22 protein-coding genes are annotated in these 22,794 nt (G+C 67.6%); 5 read left to right on the top strand and 17 right to left on the bottom strand.

Annotated elements, in window-relative coordinates; all coding sequences use genetic code 11:
* The first annotated feature begins 52 nt into the window (after positions 1 to 52).
* Positions 53 to 922 carry a class I SAM-dependent methyltransferase gene (locus VLK61_RS11580; RefSeq protein WP_325421265.1) on the top strand — a complete coding sequence of 290 codons (870 nt, stop codon included), beginning with the start codon at positions 53 to 55 and terminating at the stop codon, positions 920 to 922.
* A 16-nt stretch (positions 923 to 938) separates the two neighbouring features.
* On the opposite strand, the gene VLK61_RS11585 is transcribed toward VLK61_RS11580, so the two are convergent.
* The 17 genes from VLK61_RS11585 to flhD all read right to left on the bottom strand — a co-directional run bounded on the left by VLK61_RS11585 (position 939) and on the right by flhD (position 18,120).
* Positions 939 to 2,237 carry a TolC family protein gene (locus tag VLK61_RS11585; RefSeq protein WP_325421267.1) on the bottom strand — a complete coding sequence of 433 codons (1,299 nt, stop codon included), beginning with the start codon at positions 2,235 to 2,237 and terminating at the stop codon, positions 939 to 941.
* A 206-nt stretch (positions 2,238 to 2,443) separates the two neighbouring features.
* Positions 2,444 to 2,935 carry a tetratricopeptide repeat protein gene (locus VLK61_RS11590; protein ID WP_325421269.1) on the bottom strand — a complete coding sequence of 164 codons (492 nt, stop codon included), beginning with the start codon at positions 2,933 to 2,935 and terminating at the stop codon, positions 2,444 to 2,446.
* 110 nt (positions 2,936 to 3,045) lie between these two features.
* Positions 3,046 to 3,789, bottom strand: a complete 744-nt coding sequence (locus VLK61_RS11595) for an anti-sigma factor (RefSeq protein ID WP_325421271.1) — start codon at positions 3,787 to 3,789, stop codon at positions 3,046 to 3,048.
* The gene (locus tag VLK61_RS11600; protein WP_325421273.1) at positions 3,786 to 4,379 is read right to left on the bottom strand and encodes a sigma-70 family RNA polymerase sigma factor; all 594 of its coding nucleotides are present in this window, start codon (positions 4,377 to 4,379) and stop codon (positions 3,786 to 3,788) included. Before VLK61_RS11600 ends, VLK61_RS11595 begins: the two co-directional genes overlap by 4 nt.
* A 92-nt stretch (positions 4,380 to 4,471) precedes the next feature.
* Positions 4,472 to 5,410, bottom strand: a complete 939-nt coding sequence (locus tag VLK61_RS11605) for a Tim44 domain-containing protein (RefSeq protein WP_325421276.1) — start codon at positions 5,408 to 5,410, stop codon at positions 4,472 to 4,474.
* 114 nt (positions 5,411 to 5,524) lie between these two features.
* On the bottom strand, positions 5,525 to 6,772 hold the full coding sequence (locus VLK61_RS11610) for an HlyD family efflux transporter periplasmic adaptor subunit (protein ID WP_325421278.1): 1,248 nt from the start codon (positions 6,770 to 6,772) through the stop codon (positions 5,525 to 5,527).
* Complete coding sequence (locus tag VLK61_RS11615) at positions 6,769 to 9,021, bottom strand: type I secretion system permease/ATPase (RefSeq protein ID WP_325421280.1); 2,253 nt, start codon at positions 9,019 to 9,021, stop codon at positions 6,769 to 6,771. Before VLK61_RS11615 ends, VLK61_RS11610 begins: the two co-directional genes overlap by 4 nt.
* A 13-nt stretch (positions 9,022 to 9,034) precedes the next feature.
* Positions 9,035 to 10,834, bottom strand: a complete 1,800-nt coding sequence (locus VLK61_RS11620) for an acetylglucosamine transferase (protein WP_325421282.1) — start codon at positions 10,832 to 10,834, stop codon at positions 9,035 to 9,037.
* A gap of 159 nt (positions 10,835 to 10,993) precedes the next feature.
* Positions 10,994 to 11,623, bottom strand: coding sequence for a DsbA family oxidoreductase (locus VLK61_RS11625; protein WP_325421284.1), 630 nt, complete (start codon positions 11,621 to 11,623; stop codon positions 10,994 to 10,996).
* 125 nt (positions 11,624 to 11,748) lie between these two features.
* The gene (locus VLK61_RS11630; RefSeq protein ID WP_325421286.1) at positions 11,749 to 12,381 is read right to left on the bottom strand and encodes a protein phosphatase CheZ; all 633 of its coding nucleotides are present in this window, start codon (positions 12,379 to 12,381) and stop codon (positions 11,749 to 11,751) included.
* 17 nt (positions 12,382 to 12,398) lie between these two features.
* Positions 12,399 to 12,797 carry a chemotaxis response regulator CheY gene (gene cheY / locus VLK61_RS11635; protein ID WP_325421288.1) on the bottom strand — a complete coding sequence of 133 codons (399 nt, stop codon included), beginning with the start codon at positions 12,795 to 12,797 and terminating at the stop codon, positions 12,399 to 12,401.
* A gap of 58 nt (positions 12,798 to 12,855) precedes the next feature.
* Positions 12,856 to 13,818: a flagellar motor protein MotB gene (gene motB / locus VLK61_RS11640; protein WP_325421290.1), complete on the bottom strand. Its 963-nt coding sequence runs from the start codon at positions 13,816 to 13,818 to the stop codon at positions 12,856 to 12,858.
* A gap of 26 nt (positions 13,819 to 13,844) precedes the next feature.
* Positions 13,845 to 14,705 (bottom strand): flagellar motor stator protein MotA, encoded by an 861-nt coding sequence (gene motA / locus VLK61_RS11645; RefSeq protein ID WP_325421292.1) that lies wholly within the window; start codon positions 14,703 to 14,705, stop codon positions 13,845 to 13,847.
* Positions 14,706 to 14,771: 66 nt separating this feature from the next.
* On the bottom strand, positions 14,772 to 15,554 hold the full coding sequence (locus VLK61_RS11650) for a class I SAM-dependent methyltransferase (protein WP_325421294.1): 783 nt from the start codon (positions 15,552 to 15,554) through the stop codon (positions 14,772 to 14,774).
* A 95-nt stretch (positions 15,555 to 15,649) separates the two neighbouring features.
* Positions 15,650 to 16,864 carry an HD-GYP domain-containing protein gene (locus VLK61_RS11655; RefSeq protein ID WP_325421296.1) on the bottom strand — a complete coding sequence of 405 codons (1,215 nt, stop codon included), beginning with the start codon at positions 16,862 to 16,864 and terminating at the stop codon, positions 15,650 to 15,652.
* 280 nt (positions 16,865 to 17,144) lie between these two features.
* Positions 17,145 to 17,741: a flagellar transcriptional regulator FlhC gene (flhC, locus tag VLK61_RS11660; protein ID WP_325421298.1), complete on the bottom strand. Its 597-nt coding sequence runs from the start codon at positions 17,739 to 17,741 to the stop codon at positions 17,145 to 17,147.
* A gap of 55 nt (positions 17,742 to 17,796) precedes the next feature.
* The gene (gene flhD, locus VLK61_RS11665) at positions 17,797 to 18,120 is read right to left on the bottom strand and encodes a flagellar transcriptional regulator FlhD (RefSeq protein ID WP_325421300.1); all 324 of its coding nucleotides are present in this window, start codon (positions 18,118 to 18,120) and stop codon (positions 17,797 to 17,799) included.
* Positions 18,121 to 18,365: 245 nt separating this feature from the next.
* Between flhD and VLK61_RS11670 the strand changes: the two genes are divergently transcribed.
* From VLK61_RS11670 to fliD, 4 genes are all read left to right on the top strand, one after another.
* Positions 18,366 to 18,902 (top strand): response regulator, encoded by a 537-nt coding sequence (locus VLK61_RS11670; protein WP_325421302.1) that lies wholly within the window; start codon positions 18,366 to 18,368, stop codon positions 18,900 to 18,902.
* 380 nt (positions 18,903 to 19,282) lie between these two features.
* Entirely contained in the window at positions 19,283 to 20,104 is an 822-nt protein-coding gene (locus tag VLK61_RS11675; RefSeq protein ID WP_325421304.1) for a flagellin, read from the top strand.
* A 274-nt stretch (positions 20,105 to 20,378) separates the two neighbouring features.
* Positions 20,379 to 21,206, top strand: a complete 828-nt coding sequence (locus VLK61_RS11680) for a flagellin (protein WP_325421306.1) — start codon at positions 20,379 to 20,381, stop codon at positions 21,204 to 21,206.
* Between the two features lie 132 nt (positions 21,207 to 21,338).
* Positions 21,339 to 22,794, top strand: a 1,456-nt coding sequence (gene fliD, locus VLK61_RS11685) for a flagellar filament capping protein FliD (RefSeq protein ID WP_325421308.1), incomplete at its 3' end; no start/stop codon positions are given.

Consider the following 22,794-nt stretch of genomic DNA (forward strand, 5'->3'; position numbering starts at 1 on the left):
CGGACGGGCAGGCACAATCGCCGCCACCGATCGTCGCCGCAGGGGGTCTTGCATGAGCTTTAGTGAACGCCAACACGCGCTGGGCTACATCTGCGCCGACCCCACGCCCTCGCCCGAGGAACTGTCGGCGTTCTACGCCGAGAGCTACTACCAGCAGCACCACGGCTCCTACCGGCCGGACTACCCGGAGGACGAGCACCGCTACTACTTCAACGTGGCGCGCGCGGCCGACGCCACCGCGCGCCGCCTGGGCCTGCCGCGCAGCGCGTTCGACATTGGCTGCGGCGAGGGCTTCTTCGCCGCCGGCCTGCAGCGCCTGGGCTGGCAGATGCGCTGCTGCGACTATTCCAGCCACGGCATCGACACCTTCAACCCGCAGCTGCGCGACTGCTTCGTGCAGGGCGACGCCTATGCACTGGTGGCCGAAGGCGCCGCGGCCGGCCAGCAGTACGGCCTGATCGACCTGCAGAACGTGCTGGAGCATGTGATCGACCCGGTGGGCATCCTGAAGGCGCTGAAACCCCTGGTGGCCGACGGCGGCGCGCTGCGGGTGCGCGTGCCCAACGACTATTCGCGCTTCCAGCAATTGCTGCTGGAGCGCGGCATCACGCGCAACACCTGGTTCGCGCCGCCGCAGCACCTGAACTACTTCAACCGCGACAGCCTGCGCCAGCTGTTCGCGCACTGCGACTACGAGGTGCTGGACTGCCAGGCCGATTTCCCGATCGAGCTGTTCCTGACCCACCCGGGCTCGAACTACTGGGCCGACCGCTCGCTGGGCAAGGCCGCGCATGCCAGCCGCGTGATGGTGGAGAACTTCCTGATCGAGGAAGACATCGAGGCCTACCTGGACTACGCCAGCGCCGCCGCGCGCCTGGGTTTTGGCCGCGAACTCATCGCCTACGTGCGACCGAGGAACTGACTCCCCCCGGACTGCGTCAGTTCTGCAGCCAGTCGAGCAGGCCGCGGCCCAGCGATTGCAGCGTCGCATTGAGCTGCTGGCCGTCGTGCAGGGCATTGACCTGCGCGATGCGCAGGCCGAAGTGGTCGCTCTCGGCAGCCATCACATCGAACAGCGAACGGCGGCCCAGCTGCTGCCACTGCTGCATCGTGAAGCCGCGCAGGCGTTCGCTGTCGCGCAGGATGCTGTCGGTCAGCCGCGCGCGCTCGAAGGCCGAGCGGGCCTGGTCGTGCATGTCGGCGATGCGGGACTTGCGCGCGTCCAGCGCATCGTCGCGCTGCAACGCGGCGGCTTGCGCACGCTTGCGCGCGGCGGCGACGGCGGCGTCGGTGCCGGGGCTCAGCAGTGGAATGCTCAGGCTCAGGCCCGCGCTCAAGGCGCTGCCATGGCTGGTGGGCAGCGAGCCACCCGTGGCGGATGAGCGGTTCAGGCCGGCGTTCCAGCTCAGCTGCGGCCGGGTGCTGGCCTGGATGGATTGGGTCAGCGCGTCGGCCGCTTCGGCCTGCGCCTGCAGCTGGGCGATCTCGCTGGCGCGCTCGGCATCGGCCTGCAGCTGCGTCAAGGCCGGCGTCTGCAGCAGCACGGCGGCCAGCGCGGCCGGTTCGAGCCGCAGCTCGCCGACAAAGCGACGCAGCCGGATCTCCGACTGGCGCAGCACTGCATCGGTCTGCGATTGCGTCAGTTCCACCTGCAACAGCGTCTTGCGGGCCTGCACCAGCTCGCTCAGCCGGCCGCGGTCGGCAGCCACCACCTGCTCCAGCGCGTCGACCAGGCAGGCCGCGCTGTAGCGGTATTCGGCATAGACCTGGGCCTGCTGGCGGTAGCGGCTCAGCTCGAAGGCGGCGGACACGGTGCTCAGTGCCAACTGCTCCTGCTGGCTGACATGGCTTAGCCGCAGCGCTTCGCCTTGCAGGCGGCGCACGTCGATCAGGCGGTCGGTGCGGCCACCGTCGTAGAGCAGCTGGCTGACCGTGACGCCGGCGCGCAGCTGGGCCGCGCTGGTCTCGGTGTTGCCTGCGGCACGGCTGCCGGCCGGGCCGCCACTGGCATTGAAAGAGGCTTGCAGCTGCTTGGCGGCCTGGCTCTCGCGCAGGTCGTCCAACGCGGCTTCGGCGATCAGGCGGGCTGCAGCGATGCCCGAATTGCGTTCGATCGCGCCCAGCGCCAGGGTGCGCAGCGGCGCACGCGGGTCAGCGCCCGGCGCGGGGTTGCTGGCGGCCGGCGCCGGGGGCGCCGGTTCGCTGCAGCCGGCGGCCCAGGCCTGCGGTGCGGCCATGGCGAGCACCGCGGCCGCCACCAACGCCGCCCTGCCCCATGCGGCGAGGCGCGGGCGCAGCGGCGGAGAACAGGCATGAAAACGGGAGGAAAACAGCGACACGGGCAGCGGACGAAGGAACGCAGCCGCCAGTAGACGCCGACACGGCAAGGCACGATCGCCGGAATGCCGCCGGAAATGCGGTGCTGTTCAGCACCGCGGCAGGCTCACTGGGCGGCAACGTACTTGTTGCCGTTGGCCTTGAAGCGCGCCACCGAGTTCTTCAGGTCCTTGTACTCGTCGCAGGACAGGAAGCAGGCCTTGTCCAGGGCGGCCAGGCGCTGTTCGGCCTTGGCCAGGTCACCCAGCACCAGGTACAGCTCGCCGGAATATTCCAGCGCGCCGCGGTGCTTGGGGTCGATGCGCAGCGCTTCGTTGTAGTACATCTCGGCGGCCGCGTAATCGGGCACCTTGGCCTTGCGGTGGCTGTAGCCCATCAGGTTGTTCCAGTCGGCGCTGCCGGCGTCGTTGACCTTCTTCAACTCATCGATCGCCGCCACCCACTTGCCGGCCTTGATCTCGGCGCGGGCCGGGGCCAGCTTGTCGGGCGCGGTGGGCGCGGCCGGGCTGCTGTCGGCGGCGAAGGCCAGGCCGGCGCTGCCCAGCAGCAGTGTGGCCATCAGGCGGGTGGCGATGCGGGTGATCGATGCGGTGTTCATGGGCGTTTCCTCAGGGTGGGGGTGTCGACGTCGGGCGCTGTCTTGGCGTCCTGCCCGCACTTACGGGACCGAGGGGATGGGCGGACGCAGCCCATCGCAAAAAAAACTGGCTACCAAAGCTTGACGCAGTGTCCGGACAGGAGGAAGTCGCCGGACGGCTTGTCACCCGGCTTGGCCGGTGCCACTTCCAGGCTCACGGCCAGCCGCGAGGTACCGAAGAAGAGTTTCTCGGCACTGTCCGGCAAGGCCAGCGTGACGCTGACGCCCGGGCGGTCGCTGGGCGGCACCTGGCCCAGTGGAAACGGCGCGCCACCGTCCTTGGGCAGACCCCACAACTGAGCCACCCGGCCGACCGGCACGGCCAGCGGCTGCAGCAGCTTGATCGTGATCTGCTTGCCATGCCGGCGTGAACTGGCCAGCACGGCGGGTTTGCCGGCGCTGTCGAGCAGCAGGCCGACATAACTCGGCGGCAAGGCCTCGCTGTGGGTTTCCAGGCCGACCCAGTCGGGCTGCTGGCGCAGCACGACAACGCACAGCAAGGCGCCGGCCAAGGCGCCTGCCCAGACTTGGCCGCCGCCGAAGACTTTCTGCCACCAGGGCGGGGCCTTGGGCTTGGGCACGGCCTCGGGGAACAGGCGCTGCTGCAAGCCTTCCCACACCGCTGGCCGCGGGGGCAAGCGCGGCACCGGTTTGGCCAGGTGCGCCAGCCGGCCGGCCCAGGCAGCCACGGCCTGCTGCGCAGCGAAGTGCTCGCGTTGCAAGCGCTCGAAGCGGCGGCGCGCGCCGCCGCTCATCGTGCCCAACGCGTAGTCGCGCGCCAGGGCTTCCAGCAGTTCGGGCTTCAGCAGGTTCATGCCGCCTCGACCCCGGCGGTTTCGAGGCAGCTCTTGAGCTTGTCGACACCGCGCCGCACCCAGGCTTTCACGGTGCCCAGCGGGGCGCCCAGCACCTCGGCAATCTCGGTGTGCACCATGCCGCGGTAATAAGCCAGCGCGATGGCCTGGCGTTGCACGGCTGCCAGGCCGGCCATGCAGCTGTCGATGTGGGCGCGCAGCAGGCTTTCTTCGAGCAGCCGCTGCGGCTGCTGCGTGCCGTCGTCGGGCAGCTCCATCGCTTCGTCGTCCAGTTCCACGGTCGAGGCGCGTTCGGTCTTGCCGCTGCGCAGCTTGTCGATGGACTTGTTGCGCACGATGTTGATCAGCCAGGTCATCGGCGTCGCAATCGCCGGGTTGAAGCCGGCGGCGCCGTACCAGACGTTCATGAAGGCTTCCTGCAGCACATCCTCCGCGCGGTCGCGCCGGTTCAGGATGCCGTGGGCCAGGCCCAGCAGGTGATCGGAAGTGAGACGGTAGACCTGCTCGAAGGCCGCGCGGTCCTGCAACGCGACGCGCGCCAGCAGGCGCGCGAGTTCGGCGTTGGAGCGTTCGGGGAGTGCAGAGGTCATCGCGGGTGGCAGGTTAACGCAGCATCAGGCTGCGCCGTACCCCCACCTACGAAAACACGGGCACCGCAGACGCAGTGCCCGGTCATGAACCGTCAGTTGACGGTGTTCTGGGCAATGCCGGCGATGGCCCACTCGCGGCTGCCGTCGTTCGGCTTGACCAGGTGCCAGGTCTCGTCGAACGGTGCGGCCGGTGCGTCCTTGAACTCGCTGACCAGGCCGTGGAAGCGCACGCTGACGATCTGCTGGCCCGCTTCTTCGGCGACATCGAGCACCTGCGCGTCCAGCTGCATCACGTCGGTCTGCTGCGCGGCGCCGCGGCGGTCCTGCAGTTCCAGACGGAAGGTGGCGAACATCTCCGGCGTGGCGAACTGGCGCAGGTCGTCCAGGTTGCCCGCGTCGTTGGCGGCTTGCATGCGGATGAAGATCAGCTTGGCGATGCGCTCGAAACCGGCGGCGTCGAAGCCCGCCGGCAAGGCGCTGACCGTTGCGGCAGCGGCAGCCGCAGCCGGGGCGGCGAAGCTGCTGCCCGAACCCATGCTCGAGAAGCCGCCACCCGTACTGCCACCTGCAGCGGCGCCCGGGCCGGTACCCGCACCTGCGCCGGCGAACTGCAAGCCCTGCGGACCGGCCACGGCGGCCTGGCGCTGTGCCGCGCCGGGACCGAAGCGCCGCAGCAGGAAGCGGATCACGAAGAACGCGGCGGCCGCCATCAAGACCATGGTCAGGATGTTGGCCATCTCGCCACCAAAGCCCAGGTGGCTCATCAAGGCCGCCAGGCCCAGGCCGGCGGCGATGCCGGCGATCGGGCCCAGCCAGGACCGCTTGGGCGCCGCGGCCGCCGCCGGTGCGGCGGCATTGGTCGGGCCGGGGGTGGCGGCCGGCTTGGCCGGCGTCTGCGCCTGATCCGGCGGCGGGGTCTGGCGCTTCATGCCGGAGCTGGTACCACCGCCCAGGCGCTTGGCCTCCACATTCACCGCCACAAAGCTGAGGCTGGACATCACCACCATCAAGCCCACGATGATTCGTTTCATGCTGTCTCTCGTCCTGGCCGGGGAAGTCCGGCCTCAGGCGCGAATATGCCGCCAAATCCGGCGATTTCAATCGGGGCATCACCGAAGCCCTGGTTTCCGGACCGGAAAGCGGGCCTAGCGTTCCTGGAAGGCTTGCTGCGCCTTGGTCATCGGCTGCATCAGGTAGCTCAGGATCGAGCGTTCGCCGACATTGACTTCGCCGGTGCCGGTCATGCCCGGCAGCACCGCCAGCGGCTTGCCGCCGGCCTGCAAGGTCGAGCGCTCGGCATGCATCAGCACGCGATAGTAGGTGGTGTCGGCGCCGGTCGAGCCCTGGCGTTCGGTGTCGCCCAGCGCATCGGGGCTGATCATCGTCACCGTGCCCTTGAGCCGGCCATACACCGCGAAGTCGTAGGCGCTGAGCTTGACCTCGGCATGCTGGCCGACCTGCACGAAACCGATGTCGCCGGGCTTGATGCGCAACTCCACCAGCACGCGTTCGCCGACCGGCACGATCTCCATCAGCGACGCACCACCGGCGATCACCCCGCCCAGCGTGTTGGCGCGGATCACCTTGACCAGGCCGTTGACCGGCGACTTCAGCACCGTGCGCCTGACCGCATCGTCGCGCACCACCATCTGCTCGCCGACCTGCGACAGCTCGGTCTGCAGGCGCACCAGTTCAGCGCTGGACTCCTGGCGGAAGCGGTTGATGCGGTCTTCCATCTGCATGTTCAGGTCGTTGACCTGGCGGCGCACGCGCATCACCTCCACCTCGCTCATCAGGCCCTTGGCGGACATGGTTTCGGCGACGTTGAGTTCCTTTTCCAGCAAGGCCATGTTGCGTCGGTTCATCGCCAGTGCTTCGTGCAGACCGCGCTGGCGTGCGTTGTAGGACTCGGTCTCGCCGGCCACCGCGGCCCGGGCCTGCTTCAGCTCGGGCGGGAAGACCAGCGCGCGGCCGCTGCTTTCGGCCTGCGCACGGGCGATCGCCGCGCGCAGCGCCAGGCGCTTGGCCTCGCCTTCGTTCTGCTGCGCCTCCAGCCGCGTGGGGTCCAGCAGCGCCAGCTCCTGGCCGGCGCGCACCTGCTGGCCTTCGCGCACCAGCAGTTCGCGCAGGATGCCACCTTCGAGGCTGGCGATCACCTGCTCGCGGCCTTCGGGCACGACGCGGGCCTCGGCGCGCGTGATGATGTCCACCCGCGCCAGCAGCGACCAGCCGACGGCGCAGGCCAGGATCACCAGCATCAGGTAGATCGCCCAATGCGCGGCGCGCATCGGCTCGGCGACCTGGGCCGCGCGCAGCGCGCTGACGTAGACCAGGTCGTCGGGGCGCAGCACGGCTTCACGTGCATCGCGGCGAGCCCGCAGCGCGGCGATCATCGCGCCTCCTTCGCGGCAGCAGGCGAGGCAGCGTTCGACGGGCTGCCCGACAGCGCCGCCAGCACCTGGGCCTTGGGCCCGTCAAGCACGACACGGCCGTTGTCGACGACGATCACGCGGTTCACCAGCTCCAGCACCGCCGGCCGATGCGTGACCATGATCAGCGTGCAGTCGCCACTGGCTTCATGCAGCTGGCGCAGGAAGGCGACTTCGGACTGCGCGTCCATCGAGCTGGTGGGCTCGTCCATCAGCAGGATCTTCGGCTGCGTGACCAGGCAGCGCGCCAGCGCCACCAGCTGGCGCTGGCCGCCGGACAGCAGGCAACCGGCCTGGCCGACGGGCAGCTCCCAGCCCATCGGGTGCGAGCTGACCAGGCGCTGCAGGCCGGTGAGGCGGGCGACATCGGCCAGGCGAGCCGGGTCGGCGCTCGGTCGCTCCAGCAATACGTTGTCTCTCAGGGTTCCGTTGAAAAGCCGAGGGTCTTGCGCGACGAAGCCGACGCGCGCGCGGTAGTCTGCCGGGTCGAACTGGCGCAGGTCGATGCTGTCGGCTTCGGCCTGGCCGGCCGTCGGCTGGTACAGCCCGGCCAGCAGGCGCAGGATGGTGGACTTGCCGCTGCCGATGCGGCCGAGGATTGCCACGCGCTCACCCGGCGCGAATCGCAGCGTCACGCCCTTCAGCACCTCGGGCGTGGGCTCGTCCACCGCCAGCGGGTTCGACGGCGGGTAGGCAAACGACACCTCGTTCAGCCCGATGCGGCCAGTGAACTGGCGGTGCGGCAGGTAGGCGCGGCCGGCTTCACGCTCCGTCGGCTGCTCCATCACCTTGTTCAGTGCGCGCAATGCCGCCATCGCGCCCTGGAAGCGGGTGGCCAGCATCACCACGCTGGTCAGCGGCGCAATCGCGCGGCCGGCGAACATCACCGCGCCGATCAGCATGCCGCCGGTGATGAGCTTGTCCTGGATCAGGTGCACGCCCCACAGCAGCATCACCAGCGTGATGGCCTGTTGCGAGACGCCGGAGAGGTTGATGGTCCAGCTCGACACGCTGCGCGAACGCAGCGCGGTTTCGGCGGCCAGCGCGGTGGTCGACTCGTAGCGCTGCACGAAGCGACCCTGTGCCCCGGCGGCCTTCAGGTCTTCCATGCCGTCGACGGCCTCGACCAGCACGCCGTGCAGGTCGGCGGTCTGCTGCATGTTGGCGGTCTGCAGCCGGCGCAGCAGGCCCTGGATCGCAAACGCAAAGCCCAGGATCAGCGGAATCGCGATCACCAGCACCCAGCCCAGCGGGCCGCCGATCACGAAGGTCATCGCGACGAAGGCGAAGATGAAGGGCAGGTCCGAGATCGCCGACATCGTGGCCGACGAGAAGAACTCGCGCACCATCTCGATCTGGCCCAGCACATGGGCGTAGGCGCCCGAGGATTCGGGCCGGTTCTCCATGCGCACGGCCAGGCTCTGGCGGAACAGCGTGGCACCGATCACCAGGTCGGTCTTGCGGCCGGCCATGTCGATCAGGTAGGCGCGCAGCTGGCGCGCCACCAGGTCGAACAGCAGCGCCAGGCCGCCGGCAGCGGCCATCGCCCACATCGTGACCATGGCCTGGTTCGGGATCACCTTGTCGTAGACCACCGAGGTGATGATGCCGGTGACCATCATCAGCGCATTGCTCAGCAGCGCAGCCAACAGCGCCGAGCGGTAGTACGGCGCGAAGCGGCGCACCGTGCCCCACAGCCAGTGACGGCCGGGGTCGGTGAGTGTTTCGGTGGCATTTGTGCTTGCCGCCCGTTCGGCCTGCGGCGTGGCGACCAGGGCAACGCCGGCATAGCTGGCCTGCAGGTCGGCCTCGGCCACGCTGCTGGGCAGTTGCACGCGGCCGGGCAGCACGATCTCGCAGCGGCCAGCCGCGGCATCACGCGCGGTCAGCAGGCAGGCACTGCCGTTCTTCAGCAGCAGCACCGCGGGTAGCAGAAGGGAGTGCAGCTCGTCGAGCCGGCGCTGCAGCAGGCCGGCGTTGTAGCCGGCCTCGCGCAGCACGCGCAAGGCCATGCCCGGTTCCAGCGGGCCGCTGACCGGCAGGCCGGCGAGCAGCGACTCCACCGAGCGTTCGCGGCCATGGTGCTTGCTCAACCAGGCCAGCGCATGCGCCAGGCTGTCGTTGTCGAGGTTCCAGGGCGGCGGTTCCGGGGCGGGTTGGGGTGTCGCCGCTGTTGCAACAGCGGCGTCCAGGCGGGTGGCTTCTGCCGTCATGTTGGTGGCGATCTCAGCGCTGCGCCAGCGCCAGGCGCTCGAATTCGGCTTCGATGTCGCGCACCAGCTGCGGCAGGTCGAACAGCGGCGAGCGCTGACCCTGCTCGGCCAGGTAGCGCTTGTAGGAGGCCACGCGTGCCGGCTGGCGGCCGAGCGTGATCGCGAGCTTTTCGTAGTCGGCCAGCGTTTCGGTCACCAGGTCGGGCAGGCCCACTGCGGTCAACAGGCTGCCGGCCATGCGCGAGATGTAGCTGCGGCCAGACAGCGTGACGATGGGCACGCCCATCCACAGCGCGTCGCTGGCGGTGGTGCCGGCGTTGTACGGGAAGGTGTCGAGCACCAGGTCGGCCAGCTGGAAGCGCGCCAGGTATTCGGCCGGCGAGACCCGCGGCGCGAAGTTCAGCCGCTCACGTCCGACGCCAGCCGCATCGGCCTGGGCGAGCATGTTCTCGCGCGCGGTGTCGTTGTCGGCCAGCAGCCAGAGCACGCTGTTGGGCACCGCGTGCAGGATGCGCATCCAGGCCTGGAAGACGTCCTGCGTGAACTTGAAGTTGTTGTTGAACGAGCAGAAGACGAAGGCGTCTTCGGGCAGGCCGTAGGTGGCACGCACCGGTTTGTCCGCAACGTCGCGCTTTCGGTCGCTGACCTGGTAGCAATGCGGCAGGTAGATCGGTTTTTCGGTGCAGTAGGGCAGCAGCGCCGGCGGCATCACGAAGCGGTCGGCCAGGATCCAGTCCACCCCCGGCAACGCGGAAGTTCCAGGCAGGCCGAGGTAGCTCACCTGCACCGGCGCGGCGCGGTGGCCGAGGATGGCGGGGCGCGCGCCGCTGGTCAGGCCTTGCAGGTCGACCAGCACGTCGATGCCGGCTTGTGCGATCAGCTTGGCCGCCGTGTCGTCATCGACACCGGCCAGGCGCACATGGTGGTCCAGTGCCGCCAGCAGGCGCCTGCGCTGCGGGGTATGGGACTCCGGCGTCCAGCAGAAACCGAACACCTCGAACTTGCTGCGGTCATGCAGCTCCAGCAGTTCAGGCACCAGCAGGCCGACGGCATGGGTGTGCAGATCGCCAGAGAGGTAGCCGATCTTGATGCGGCCCGTGCGCGCCGGCATCAGGCTGTGCAGCGCCACGGCCGGCGGCTTGGGCACCTTTTCATAACAGAATCGTTGCGCGGCCATCAGCTGCAGCGCGGGATCGTCGCTGGCGCTCATCATCGCCAGCAGCGAGGTGCCGGTGAGCAGCATGTTCGGCGTCACCTCGCCCACCGGCTCGTGCGCCGGCCACTTGCACTGCTTCTGGCGCAGGTGCACGTAGTGCTGGATCACGTCGGTCTGGCGCGGCTGCAGCAGCAGGCTGTCGCGCAGGCAGGCTTCGGCCTCGGGGTAGCGGCGCAGGGTTTCGAGCAGGCGGCCCTGGTTGTTGAGGGCATGCACGCGCAGGTCCAGCGCGGCGTTGGTGTCGACCACGCGGCGCCAGTGCGCCAGCGCTTCGTCGGTCGCGCCACGGCGTTCCAGCACATGGCCCATGTTCAGCAGCGCGTGCACGAAATCGGGCTGCAGCTGCAGCGCTTCGGCATAGGCGGCTTCGGCTTCGTTCTCGCGTTGCAGCGCGCTGAGCAAGGTACCGCAGTTGAACAGCGCCACGTGGCGCAGCGGCACCGGGCCGGCTTCGGCCAGCCACTGCTGGTACAGCGCGGCGGCGGCCTCGGGCTGGCCGGCCTGCTGCAGTGCGCCGGCCTGGCCCATCAGCTCGGTCAGCGACAGCGTGCTGGTGGCACTCGGGGTCGGGGTCGGCGGCGAGATCAGGGTGGGCATGGCGTGGCTTGGCGCAAGCGGAGCGAGGGCAAGCCATCGTAGGAGCGCGGCACCGGCCATGAACGGCGCAAAAAAGCCGCATTCGCGGCCCTGATCGGGCGCTGGCGGGCCGCTCCCCCACCGGCGGTGACACGGCGATCAGGCCGCGCGGCGCTTCGTTCAGCCCTGCGCGGCCACTTGTCGCAATGCCTGCGCAAAGACCTCGGGCGGCTGCGCGCCCTGGATCAGGTGCCGGCCATCGATCACCACAGCGGGCACGGACTGGATGCCGGCGTCGGCCCAATGGCGCTCCGCCTCGCGCACCTCGGCCGCGAACTCGTCGCTGGCCAGGATTTCGCGCGCCCGCGCCACATCCAGCCCCACCTGGCCGGCCAGGTCGGTCAGCACCCCGGCATCGCCGGGATTGCGGCCTTCACCGTGGTAGGCCTGCAGCAGCGCGAGCTTCAGCTCACGCTGCCGGCCTTCGAGCCCGGCCCAGTGCAGCAGGCGGTGGGCATTGAAGGTGTTCCACACGCGGTTGCGCTCACCGAACGTGAAACCCACAGCCGCGCCACGTTCGCGGATCGCCGCCTGGTTCTGACGGATCTGCGCTGCGCTGATGCCGTATTTGCGGCCCAGGTAGGCCACCGTGTCGTCGCCTTCTGCCGCCATCGTCGGGTTCAGCTCGAAGGGTTGGAAGCGCAGCGTGACGTCCAGCTCGCTGCCCACCTCGGCCAGCGCCTTCTCGAGGGAATGCAGGCCCACCGCACACCAGGGGCAGGCCACGTCGGAAATGAAATCGATCTGCATCGGCAGGTCCGGCAATGAAAGCCGGGATTGTCGGAGCCGCCGCCGGGCCCTGCAGTCGAAAGGGCATGGCCCACAAAAAAGCGGCCCGCAGGCCGCCAAACCTTCTCCCGTCGACGTCCTTCGAATCAGAAGCCCAGGCTGGCCAGCAGGTCGTCCACTTCGCCCTGGTCGGCCACCACATCGGTGCGGCCTGCGGGGTTGACCACCGGGCCTTGCAGGATGTTGGGGTCGACCTTCTCGCGCTGGTCCGGCGGCACCACCTGCACCAGCAGCTTGACCAGGCTGTCTTCCAGGTCGTTGGCCAGCGTCACGACCTTGGCCACCACCTGGCCGGTGAGGTCATGGAAGTCCTGGGCCATCATGATGTCGGTCAGGTGCGCATCGATCACTGCCGTGCGCGCCTCGACATCGTTGACGAAATTCAGCACCGCGCCCGAGGCCACGGCCTTGACCGGGTCAGCCACCAGCGCGTCGGCCAGCTTGCGGGTTTCGGCGGCGATGTGGCTGTGTTCGGCCTTGGCCTGGTCCACCGAGTTCAGCACCTTCTCGGCGGCCGCGGCCGTCTTGGTGGCGATGTAGCTCAGGCGGCTGCGCGCATCGGGCAGGCCCTCGGTGGCCACCTGCAGCTTGGGCATCACGCCGAGCTGCTGCATCGTGTCGTGCAGCAGGCGGGTGATGGTGCCAATCTGCTGGAACACCTCCGGAGAGGCCATGATCGGTTGATTGGGGACCAACAGCGTCAAGTCTTCCATCTTCATGGTGTGCTCCCTGAGTCTCAGGCGGTGGCCGCCAGTTTTTGCATGATCTTCTGCACCTTCTCTTCCAAGGTGGCCTTGGTGAAGGGCTTGACGATGTAGCCGGCGGCACCGCTTTGTGCAGCGAGCACGATGTCTTCCTTGCGCGCTTCGGCGGTGACCATCAGCACCGGCAGGTGCTTCAGCGATTCGTCGGCCTTGATCGCCTTGAGCAGATCGAAGCCGTTCATGTTGGGCATGTTGATGTCGCTGACCACGAAGTCGTAGCGCGAGGCCTTGAGCATGCCCAGCGCGACGGCGCCGTCTTCGGCCTCCTCCGCGTTGTTGCAGCCCATTTCCTTGAGCAGACCGCGCACGATGCGGCGCATGGTGGAGAAGTCGTCGACGATCAGAAACTTGAGGTCGGAGGGATTGCTCATGACAGTCCTCGAAGGGAGTGGGCTGGACGAAGGGCGGTTGAAAACGTTGGTAGGGGCTTTATCGGCCGACGATCGGCTGACTTGACACCACCATCGGACGCTCGGGCCGGATCGACGGCTCGGCCGGGGGCGCGGGCTCGGCGGTCAGCTGCGGGCGGAAAAAGCGGTCCTCGGCATCACGGTTCATCACGATGATGCTGATGCGGCGGTTCTGCGGATCGAAGGGGTCGTCGGCGGTGTACAGCGAGCTGGAGGCCAGGCCCTGCACCCGCAGCACGCGGCCTTCATCCAGGCCGCCGGCCATCAGCTCGCGGCGCGAAGCATTGGCGCGGTCGGACGACAGCTCCCAGTTGCTGTAGCCGCGATCATTGGCGCCGAAGGGCAGGCCATCGGTGTGGCCCTCGAGCGTGATGCGGTTGGGCACTTCGCCGAGCACCGCGCCGATGGCGCGCAGCAGTTCGCGCATGTAGGGTTTGACGACTGCGCTGCCGGAATCGAACATCGGCCGGTTCAGCTCGTCGACGATCTGGATGCGCAGGCCGTCGCGTGTCATGTCCAGCTTGATCTGTGCGGCCATCTGCGCCAACTTGGCGTTGTTGCGCAACTCGCTCTCGACCTTTTCCTTCAGCTCTTCGAGCTTGCTGAGCTCGGCCTTGCGCTGCTGTTCTTTCAGCACATGCAGGTTGATCGTGCTGCGCGTGGCCTCCACGTCGCCGCGGCGCACCTGGCCGTTGGAGCGCGACAGATCCTCGCCGCCGCCCTTGACCACATGCGAAGAATCGCCTGAGCCGGAGCCGCCGCCCAGCAGCGCCACCTTCAGCGGCGACGCGAAGTAGTCGGCAATGCCCTTCTTGTCGCCCTCGGTGGTGGAGCCCAGCAGCCACATCAGCAGGAAGAAGGCCATCATCGCCGTGACGAAGTCGGCGTAGGCGATCTTCCACGCGCCGCCATGGACAGCGTGGCCGCCCTTCTTGACGCGCTTGATGATGATGGGTTGGAGCTTCTTAGCGTCGCCGGCCATGTTTTTTACCTGTTATCTCGTGACGCTTACTTTCGACCTTTGACGTGGCTTTCCAGCTCCGTGAAGGTCGGGCGGTCGCCCGAATACAGCACCTTGCGGCCGAATTCGATGGCCACCTGCGGCGCATAGCCTTGCATGCTGGCCAGCAGCGTGGTCTTGATGCACTGCAGTTCCTTGCCGGCATCCTCGACCTTCTGCTCGAGCAGGCCACCCAGCGGTTCGACGAAGCCGTAAGCCAGCAGGATGCCGAGGAAGGTGCCGACCAGCGCCGAGCCGATCATGCCGCCCAGCACCGCCGGCGGCTGGCCCACCGAGCCCATGGTGTTGACCACGCCGAGCACGGCGGCCACGATGCCGAAGGCCGGCAGGCCACCGGCCAGGCGCGCGATGGCGGCCACCGCGGCATGCTCTTCGGCATGGTGGGTGTCGATCTCGCTGTCCATCAGGCTTTCGATCTCGTGGGCATTGAGGTTGCCGGAGACCATCATGCGCAGGTAATCGGTGATGAATTCGGTGACGTGGTGGTCGTTGCCCACCGTCGGGTACTTCTGGAACACCGGCGAGTTGTGCGGGTCTTCCACATCCTTCTCGATCGACATCAGGCCCTCCTTGCGGGCCTTCTGCAGGATGTCGAACAAAAGCGCCAGCAGTTCCATGTAGCGCGCCTTGCTGAATTTTCCGCCCTTGAAGCAGGCGCCCAGGCCCCTCAGGGTGGCCTTGATGACTTTCATCTGGTTGTTGGCCAGGAATGCACCGGCAGCGGCCCCGAAGATGGTGATCAGTTCGAACGGCAACGCATGCAGGATCACGGCGATGTTGCCGCCGTGTGCGATGTACACCCCGAAGATGCACCCCAGGGCAAGGAGCCAGCCGATGATGACGAACATGGTGAGAAGGGTGTGTGTTGGGGTGACGCTTCATGAAAGACGCGCCACCTTGTGTTCTGTAAGGCGTTATCGACCCGATGCGCCCGGCATTGAGGCAAGGCTTCTGTTTTCGCCGATTCGGTACAACCAGAGTGGCTTGTCGCTGCCTTCTTGCAGCACCGCATGCGGCCGCGCGCCGGGCACTTCGAAGGCCAGGCTGGCCAGCCAGCCGCCGGCGGGCATCTGGCATTCAGCCTTGGCCAGCGCACGCTGCATGCTCTCGGGCCGCTGGAACAGGTAGACCAAGTCGTAGCCGGACCAGTCCAGGCGCCACATGTCGCCCTGGCGAACCCGGGCGAAGCGGCAGCGCCAGCCAGCGGCCAAACGCAGCGGCCAGCTCCATTCGATGCCTTCGACATGCACCTCCGGCCAGGCCTGGCGCAAGGCCTGCAGGCCATGTCCCAGGCCGCAGCCAGCGTCGAGCACGCAGGCCCCCTGGGGCAGGACGACATGGCGCGGCAGGTCGGTCAGTGCATCGGGCGGTGTCGGGAACAGCGGCGCATCGCGCCAGGCGCGCAGCGGGTAGGCCAGCGCCAGCAAGGCCAGCGGCACCAGCCAGGCCCAGGCCGGCAAGCCCGCTGCCAGGCCACTGCCGAGCACCGACAGCGGAAACCCCAGCGCGATGAACAGCCGGCGCCAGCGGCTTTGCGCCGGCCAGGCCCAGGCCGCACCGGCCAGCACGGCCGCCGGCAGCGCCAGCAGTTCGGTCGATGGGTCGGAGCGCAGCAGCAGGAACACGACCCAGGCCGAGACCCAGGCCAGCAAGGCTGGCAAGGGCCACGGCAGGCGTGGCTTGGACAGTGCGTTCATACACCCCAGTGTCGGGGCGACGGGCCCGGCGCTATCGTTCGAAAAGCGCCCGATTCCACCGGCATGAAAGGCGGCGAGCCAGGGCTCGCAGCGCGTCAGCGCATCATCATCAGCCGGTCGTGTGGCGGAATCACCTTCACCGCCGTGACGCTGACCGCGGACTTCACCGCGAAGCGCTTGTCCAGCGTGTCGCGCAGGGCCGGGGTGCCCAGCGGGGCGCCGGAACCCGCCACCAAGGCCGCCACCACCGGCAGGTTGGCGCGGCGGCCGCGGCCGATGACGATGCCGGTTTCGCCGTTGGCCAGCGCAACAAAGCTGCCGGGCGGATAAAGACCCACCGCCTTCAACAAGGCACCGCCGATTTCGTCCGGCACGCCATCGGCTCCCATGCAGGCTTCACGCGCGGCCTGCACCGGCGTGGCCGGCACCCGCGTGGCGCGCCGGCTCAGTTTTGCCGTGAAGATGTCCACCCGCCGCAGCAGCCGGGCCGCCTGTTGCGGCGCGGACAGCGCAGCCAGCGGCAGGGCCTTGCGGCTGTCGTCATGGTGCAGCTTGACGATTTCCAACCAGGCCAGGTCGGTGACGCCGATGTTGGCCAGCATCTGGGCCGACTTTTCCGGATGCTTGTCCAGTTCGGCGCGCATCGCCGCGGTGATCGTCGGCGCGTGGGCGGCCAGCATGTCCTGCAGCCGGCGGATCGACAGGTTCATCGTCAGTGCGGCGCGCTCGATGCTGGCGATCAGCGTGGCATCGAATTCCAGCAGGCGCGCCGCTTCCCGCGCCACCAGCAGGCACAGCAGGCCGTGGTGGCTGCTGTAGAGCTCGGTGCTGTGGCCGGCCGTGTAGATCAGGTGATAGAGGGAGTCGTCCAGGCGCCGCTCGCTGAGAGCCCGCACCCGCTCGCACAAAGCTTCCATGCGCTGGTGCCAGCTGCGTTCGGCCGTGGGGTCGCGCAGCAGCGCGTCCAGCGCCGAGCACAGTTCGTCCCATTGTTCGCCGAAGCGCAGCGTGAACTGCCGGACCGAGCTGCTCTCTTCACGCGTGGGCATGTCCGGCCGGGCATCGGCAATGCGACCCAGCGGCGCATTGCGCAGCAGCATCGCATCCATGGCCCCGCCGAGCCGCCGGCGCCAGTCGCTCGATTCGTTCTCTTCGGCATAGAGCTCGGCCGCTTGCAGCTCCTGCAGCATGTCGCTGCGGTCCACCCGGGAGCCGGCGGCCAGCAGCAGGCGGCCGCCGGCGTCGCGCAGCCCGAAAGGCAGTGCTTCGTTCAGCCGCAGGTACTGTTTGGAAAACGGGACGAGGTTCACGGGGAGGACCATCACACACCTGGCAGGGGTGTTTCTGTCGTTTTTATCGGTCGTTGCCGGGCAAAGCTTGAGTGCCCCTGCAAGAACGGCAAGAAAAAGGGCGGATTCCGATGAAGGAAGCCGCCCGGAAAAGGACAGGGGATGTCCTAGGAGGAGACAAGCAAACAAGAAAACATTGCAGTCAGGTCTTTGTCGGTCATCGGCGGGCTCCGGTCAAGGCCCGCAGATCGGTACGACGTGAACAATTGCCAGCTTCGTCGGTCTCGAAGATCCGGCGGTGTCAATGAGCGGCTTCTTCGGTGGCGCAGCTGGCGGCCAGCTCGGCCAGGCCGAGCCCGCCGCCCAGGCGGATGGCGCCGGTGTTGCGGCCCTTGCCGGCACGCGCCGGCGGGTTGCACAGGCCGCACACGTAGTGGCGGGCGATCTCGTGCGGATGGGTCACGTAGTGGCCGCCGCACTTGCTGCACTTGGTCATCGAGAGCATGCCGTTGTCGACGAACTTCACCAGGCGCCAGGCGCGCGTGATCGACAGCTGCGGCTCGAGCTCTTGGGCCCCCACCTGCTCGAGGTACAGCTTGTAAGCCTTGATCACGGTGTCGATCTCGTCGAGCTCGGCCACCTTGTTGAGGTATTCGTGGATGTTGAGGAACAGGCTGGCATGGATGTTCGGCTGCCAGGTCATGAACCAATCGGTCGAGAAGGGCAACTGGCCCTTGCTCGGGCTCTTGCCGGCCACTTCCTTGTACAGACGCAGCAGGCGCTCGTAGCTCAGGTCGGTTTCGCTCTCCAGCACTTGCAGGCGGGCGCCCAGGCGGATCAGCTCGACAGCCGTGTCAATCTGCTTGGCTTCGGTCAGGATGCTCTTGGTGCGCGTCATGGTCTCTCTCCTGGATGTGCTGGGGTGGTGCGGGTGTCTGGCAGGTGTCTGAAGCTCAAGCGGCTTCTTGGTGACGGCCCGCGAGGAGGATGGAAGCGTGCAGGCGGGACACGCTGTCGTTGGCCGAGGACTTGCCGTGGCTGGTCAGCAGGCTCCAGACCAGGTCGTCGTCGCAGCGCATGCGGCACAGCAGCGTGTTGCCGGAGGCGATCTTCATCATCTGCGACGGGGTCAGCATGACGATCAGTGCCGCGGTCTCTTCGCTGACGCCCAGGCGGAACAGCGCTTGTTCGCGGTCGGCGCGGATCAGGCTCTGGGCCAGCATCAGGTAGGACAGGTTGGCTTCACGGATTTCGGCGAGGATCTGTTCGGTGTTCATGAGGTGGCTCCGGGTGCGTTCGGTGGGGGGAAACAACTGCGCTTGGTGTGAAACGAACTGTAGGCTTCGGAACTGGACCGGAACATCAGGCCAATTCGTGATCTGGAGTCCCGGTTCTTCGGTGGGGCGTGTCAGGCAAATTCCTACAAGCCCCAGCAAGGCAGTGAAGTCGGGGACAGTTGCGAGGATCGATTTGCGGCAGCCGGCAGGCACAATCTCACACACCTTTTGCCCGGCGCCGACCGATGTTCGACCCCGACACGCTCAACGTCTACCTGATCCCGTTTGTCATCGCGATCCCGATCGCGATCCTGCTGCTGCTGGCGGCACGGCGGGACGATGCCGCGGCGGCCGACCCTGCCCCGCCGGCCGCGCCCGCAGCCCCCCGGCACGACGGGCCAGCGGCCATCCTGGTGGTGGACGATTCGGCGGTGGCCCGCGCCAAGCTGCGCAAGCTGTTCGAGACCGCCGGCTACGCGGTGGTGCTGGCCAACGACGGGGTCCAAGCGCTGGAGCAGTTGGGCCACGGCCGCTTCGCTGTGATGGTGACCGATTTGGAGATGCCGAACATGAACGGCATCGAGTTGATCGCCGCGGTGCAGGGCAAGCTGGACACCGAAGACCTGCCGATCGTCGCCATCACCGGCCACGACGAGCTGCAGGCCCGGGTGCACGACTGCCAGGGCCTGTACGGCATCTTCAAGAAGCCGTGGAACGACCGCGAACTGCTCAAACGCATCGAGGCGCTGGTGTCCCTGCGCCCAGCGCGGACCACCGCCTGAGTCGACAGGCCGCCGTCCCCAAGACGGCATAAATCCGCTCGAATTGATGGCTAGTGCCGTGCCGAATGTCACGCATTCGCATGGAAAACTGATTGACATCACCCGACAAAAGCCCGGCGAAACACCCTCAAGTTGTGTGATCGGCGGGCCGATACCCATCCCAACGGGGCGTCGAAAGACCTCCGCGGTCCGGTTAGCCGGCCGAGGGATAGCGGTTCAGCAGTGATGCACCGATGTCCTCCGGCGACTAGCGCGGGCGGGTCCGGCGAGGTGATGAACCCAGCTGGGCCGGCAACGGAAACGCACTCGCGGTACCGGTGCGTAACCTGAGTAACGTCGGCGCTATTGCCGGGATATCTGGAAACCCTTAGGAGTTCATCATGCCCATGACCATCAACACCAACGTGGTGTCATTGAATGCGCAGCGCAACACCAGCGCCTCGCAAAGCTCGCTGTCCACTTCGATGCAGCGCCTGTCTTCCGGCCTGCGCGTCAACAGCGCCAAGGATGACGCCGCCGGCCTTGCGATCGCCGACCGCATGAATGCTCAGGTGCGCGGCATGAATGTGGCGGTGCGCAATGCCAACGACGCGATCAGCCTGGCACAAACCGCTGAAGGCGCGATCGGCAAGCTGTCCGACATGGCGCAGCGCATGCGTGAGCTGGCGGTGCAATCGGCCAACGGCACGAACACCGACGCCGACCGCACCAACCTCAACGCCGAATACCAGCAGCTCGGCGCTGAAATCACGCGGACCATCGGTGCCACGTCGTTCAACGGCCTGAACATCCTGGCCGGCAACGCCGGTGCGCAGGACTTCCAGGTCGGCGCCAACTCGGGCCAGACCGTCACCATCACCACCACCGACCTGTCGGCCAACGCCGACGTGACGGCGGTGACCGGTGGCGACATCCTGACCGGCAACGCCGCCACGGCCATCACCAACCTCGACACGCTGATCAACACGCTGAACACGGAACGCGCCACCTACGGTGCCGCGCAAAACCGCTTCGACGCGATCGTCAGCGTGCTGCAGGTGTCGGCCGAGAACCAGACCGCTGCCCGCGGCCGGATCATGGATGCCGACTTCGCCTCGGAAACCGCCAACCTGAGCCGCGCGCAGATCCTGCAGCAGGCCGGCAATGCGATGGTGGCGCAGGCCAACCAGCTGCCGCAGCAAGTGCTGGCCCTGCTGCGCTGATAAGGCGCGTGGTCGATCCACGCCACTGATTCGCAGCACCGCTCTCGCCGGCGCAGGCCGGCAGCAGACGCCACTTCGCAAGAGGTGGCGTCTTTTTCATTCCAGCCGGAAACTGGGCAGGATTCCAGCCGCATTTCGGGGCATCGGGGCGTGGGGAGATGCCGACAATCCATTTGAACGTCATCACATTCGATGGCGGGTCCGGATGGAGTGCCGAGCCCGATGAGGGTCGACAGGTCGTTCGGGAGTCATCGAATTCTTGTGGAGTACCACCATGGCCCAGACGATCAACACGAACATCGCCTCGCTCAACGCGCAGCGCAACATGTCGACCTCGCAAGGGTCGTTGGCAACCTCGATGCAGCGCCTGTCCTCCGGCCTGCGCGTCAACAGCGCGAAGGACGACGCCGCCGGCCTGGCGATTGCCGAGCGCATGCATGCTCAGGTGCGCGGCATGAACGTGGCGGTGCGCAACGCCAACGACGCGATCAGCCTGTCGCAGACGGCTGAAGGCGCGATCGGCAAGCTGACCGACGTGGGCCAGCGCATGCGCGAGCTGGCCGTGCAGTCGGCCAACGGTACCAATACCAACACCGACCGGCTGAACCTCGACGCCGAGTACCAGCAGCTGGCGCAGGAAATCACCCGCACCATCGGCGCCACCACCTTCAACGGCCTGGCCATCCTGGCCGGCGGCGCCGGTGCGCAGGACTTCCAGGTCGGCCCCGATGCCGGCCAGACCGTCACCGTGACCACCACCGACCTGTCGGCCAATGCCGACGTGCTGGCGGTGACCGGCGGCAACGTGACCGACGCCGCGCAGGCCACGGCGGCGATCACCGCGCTGGACACGATGATGAACACCATGAACAGCGAGCGCGCCACCTACGGCGCCGCGCAGAACCGCTTCGAAGCCATCATCAGCGTGCTGCAGGTGTCTTCGGAGAACCAGTCGGCCGCGCGCGGCCGCATCATGGATGCCGACTTCGCCGCGGAAACCGCGAACCTGAGCCGCGCGCAGATCCTGCAGCAGGCCGGCAACGCGATGGTGGCGCAGGCCAATGCGCTGCCGCAGCAGGTGTTGAAGTTGCTGCAAGGGTGAGTGTGGGTGCAGGCGTGGGGACGCCGACAGCTGCAGGCCAGTCCACCCGGGCTGGCCTTTTTTTTTGGCTGTCTTCCCTCAAGCCGGCTGAAGCCCGGCCGATAAACCGTAGGCGAAGGAGCCCGCACCACCATGACCTCGATCACCAGCACCACCACCGGCAGCATCAGCTCGGCCGGCCTGGGCAGCGGCCTGGACGTCAGCTCGATCATCACCTCGCTGATGGCGGTGGAGTCCAAGCCGCTGGACGCGCTGAAGACCGCGGCCACCAGCCTGAGCACGAAGATTTCGACCTACGGCAAGCTGAAGAGCTACTTCGCCACACTGCAGGACAAGAGCAACGCCCTCACCTCGCTGTCGCTGTGGAACGCCACCACCGCCACGCCGTCCGACGCAACGGCGCTGAAGGTCAGCACCGGCACCGGCAGCGTGGCCGGCAACTACGCGGTGACGGTGCAGAAGCTCGCGTCCAGCCAGACCGTCACCAGCACCGCGCTGCCGTCCGGCACCACCAACTTGAATGCTGGCATGCTGACCATCGAGCTGGGCGCCTGGAGCGGCACGCCCACCGACACCTTCACCGCCAAGAGCGGCAGTGCGCCGTTCTCGATCGACATCGGCGAGGGCGACACCAGCCTGGCCAGCATCCGCGACAAGATCAATGCCGCTGGCGCCGGCGTGGTGGCCAGCATCGTCAACGACGCGTCGGGTTCGCGGCTGTCGATCCGATCGAAGGACAGCGGCGCCGAAAACGCCTTCCGCATCACCGCCAGCGAAACCTTCGACGACGGCAACGATGCGACCGGCCTGTCCTCGCTGGCCTTCGACCTGGCCGGCGGCGCATCGCAGATGACGCAGGTGCAGACCGCCGCGAATGCGCAGGCGGAGATCAACGGCATCGCCATCACCTCGGCCAGCAACACGCTGAGCGACGTGGTCGACGGCCTGACCATCACGCTGATGAAGGAAAGCGCCACCCCGGTGGACGTGACCGTGGCCGCCGACACCGCCGGCGTGAAGACCAAGATCAGCGATTTCGTCACCGCCTTCAACGAACTGGCCGCGCAGCTGCGCAGCCAGACGGCCTATGACAGCACCAGCAAGACCGCCGGTGCGCTGCAGGGCGACTCGTCCGCCGTATCGCTGCTGAACCAGCTGCGCGGCGTGCTCAACGTCAGCAGCAGCGCGTCCAGCACCTGGACGCGGCTGTCCGACGTGGGCATTTCGATGCAGTCCGACGGCACGCTGAAGGTCGACGACACCAAGCTCGGCAGTGCGCTGAACAACCTGCCGGAGCTGAACAAGCTGTTCAACACCATCGGCGCGGACAACGCCAGCACGGGTTTCGTGCGGCGCTACAAGGCGCTGGCCGATGCCGCCTTGGGCAGCGGCGGCACCTTCGAGACCAAGAGCAGCAGCCTGCAGAGCATGCTGACGCGCAACACCAAGAACCAGGACACCATGCAGCTGCGCCTGGACCAGACCGAGGAACGCTTGCGCAAGCAGTACCAGGCGCTGGACGCCACGATGTCCTCGCTGAACGGGCTGAGCTCCTACGTCAGCGCCCAGCTGGCGGCGCTGAGCAACA

This window comes from Aquabacterium sp., assembly GCF_035476535.1.
GTDB lineage: Bacteria > Pseudomonadota > Gammaproteobacteria > Burkholderiales > Burkholderiaceae_C > Pseudaquabacterium.

What these genes read in the sequence shown, in the direction of transcription:
- flhD (WP_325421300.1), bottom strand. Translation starts at nt 18,120, where the DNA reads ATGAACACCGAACAGATCCTCGCCGAAATCCGTGAAGCCAACCTGTCC.
- motA (WP_325421292.1), bottom strand. Translation starts at nt 14,705, where the DNA reads ATGTTCGTCATCATCGGCTGGCTCCTTGCCCTGGGGTGCATCTTCGGG.
- VLK61_RS11625 (WP_325421284.1), bottom strand. Translation starts at nt 11,623, where the DNA reads ATGCAGATCGATTTCATTTCCGACGTGGCCTGCCCCTGGTGTGCGGTG.
- VLK61_RS11585 (WP_325421267.1), bottom strand. Translation starts at nt 2,237, where the DNA reads ATGGCCGCACCGCAGGCCTGGGCCGCCGGCTGCAGCGAACCGGCGCCC.
- VLK61_RS11605 (WP_325421276.1), bottom strand. Translation starts at nt 5,410, where the DNA reads ATGAAACGAATCATCGTGGGCTTGATGGTGGTGATGTCCAGCCTCAGC.
- motB (WP_325421290.1), bottom strand. Translation starts at nt 13,818, where the DNA reads ATGGCCGGCGACGCTAAGAAGCTCCAACCCATCATCATCAAGCGCGTC.
- cheY (WP_325421288.1), bottom strand. Translation starts at nt 12,797, where the DNA reads ATGAGCAATCCCTCCGACCTCAAGTTTCTGATCGTCGACGACTTCTCC.
- VLK61_RS11670 (WP_325421302.1), top strand. Translation starts at nt 18,366, where the DNA reads ATGTTCGACCCCGACACGCTCAACGTCTACCTGATCCCGTTTGTCATC.
- VLK61_RS11615 (WP_325421280.1), bottom strand. Translation starts at nt 9,021, where the DNA reads ATGACGGCAGAAGCCACCCGCCTGGACGCCGCTGTTGCAACAGCGGCG.
- VLK61_RS11680 (WP_325421306.1), top strand. Translation starts at nt 20,379, where the DNA reads ATGGCCCAGACGATCAACACGAACATCGCCTCGCTCAACGCGCAGCGC.
- VLK61_RS11595 (WP_325421271.1), bottom strand. Translation starts at nt 3,789, where the DNA reads ATGAACCTGCTGAAGCCCGAACTGCTGGAAGCCCTGGCGCGCGACTAC.
- VLK61_RS11650 (WP_325421294.1), bottom strand. Translation starts at nt 15,554, where the DNA reads ATGAACGCACTGTCCAAGCCACGCCTGCCGTGGCCCTTGCCAGCCTTG.
- VLK61_RS11590 (WP_325421269.1), bottom strand. Translation starts at nt 2,935, where the DNA reads ATGAACACCGCATCGATCACCCGCATCGCCACCCGCCTGATGGCCACA.
- flhC (WP_325421298.1), bottom strand. Translation starts at nt 17,741, where the DNA reads ATGACGCGCACCAAGAGCATCCTGACCGAAGCCAAGCAGATTGACACG.
- VLK61_RS11630 (WP_325421286.1), bottom strand. Translation starts at nt 12,381, where the DNA reads ATGAAGATGGAAGACTTGACGCTGTTGGTCCCCAATCAACCGATCATG.
- VLK61_RS11580 (WP_325421265.1), top strand. Translation starts at nt 53, where the DNA reads ATGAGCTTTAGTGAACGCCAACACGCGCTGGGCTACATCTGCGCCGAC.
- VLK61_RS11610 (WP_325421278.1), bottom strand. Translation starts at nt 6,772, where the DNA reads ATGATCGCCGCGCTGCGGGCTCGCCGCGATGCACGTGAAGCCGTGCTG.
- VLK61_RS11675 (WP_325421304.1), top strand. Translation starts at nt 19,283, where the DNA reads ATGCCCATGACCATCAACACCAACGTGGTGTCATTGAATGCGCAGCGC.
- VLK61_RS11620 (WP_325421282.1), bottom strand. Translation starts at nt 10,834, where the DNA reads ATGCCCACCCTGATCTCGCCGCCGACCCCGACCCCGAGTGCCACCAGC.
- VLK61_RS11600 (WP_325421273.1), bottom strand. Translation starts at nt 4,379, where the DNA reads ATGACCTCTGCACTCCCCGAACGCTCCAACGCCGAACTCGCGCGCCTG.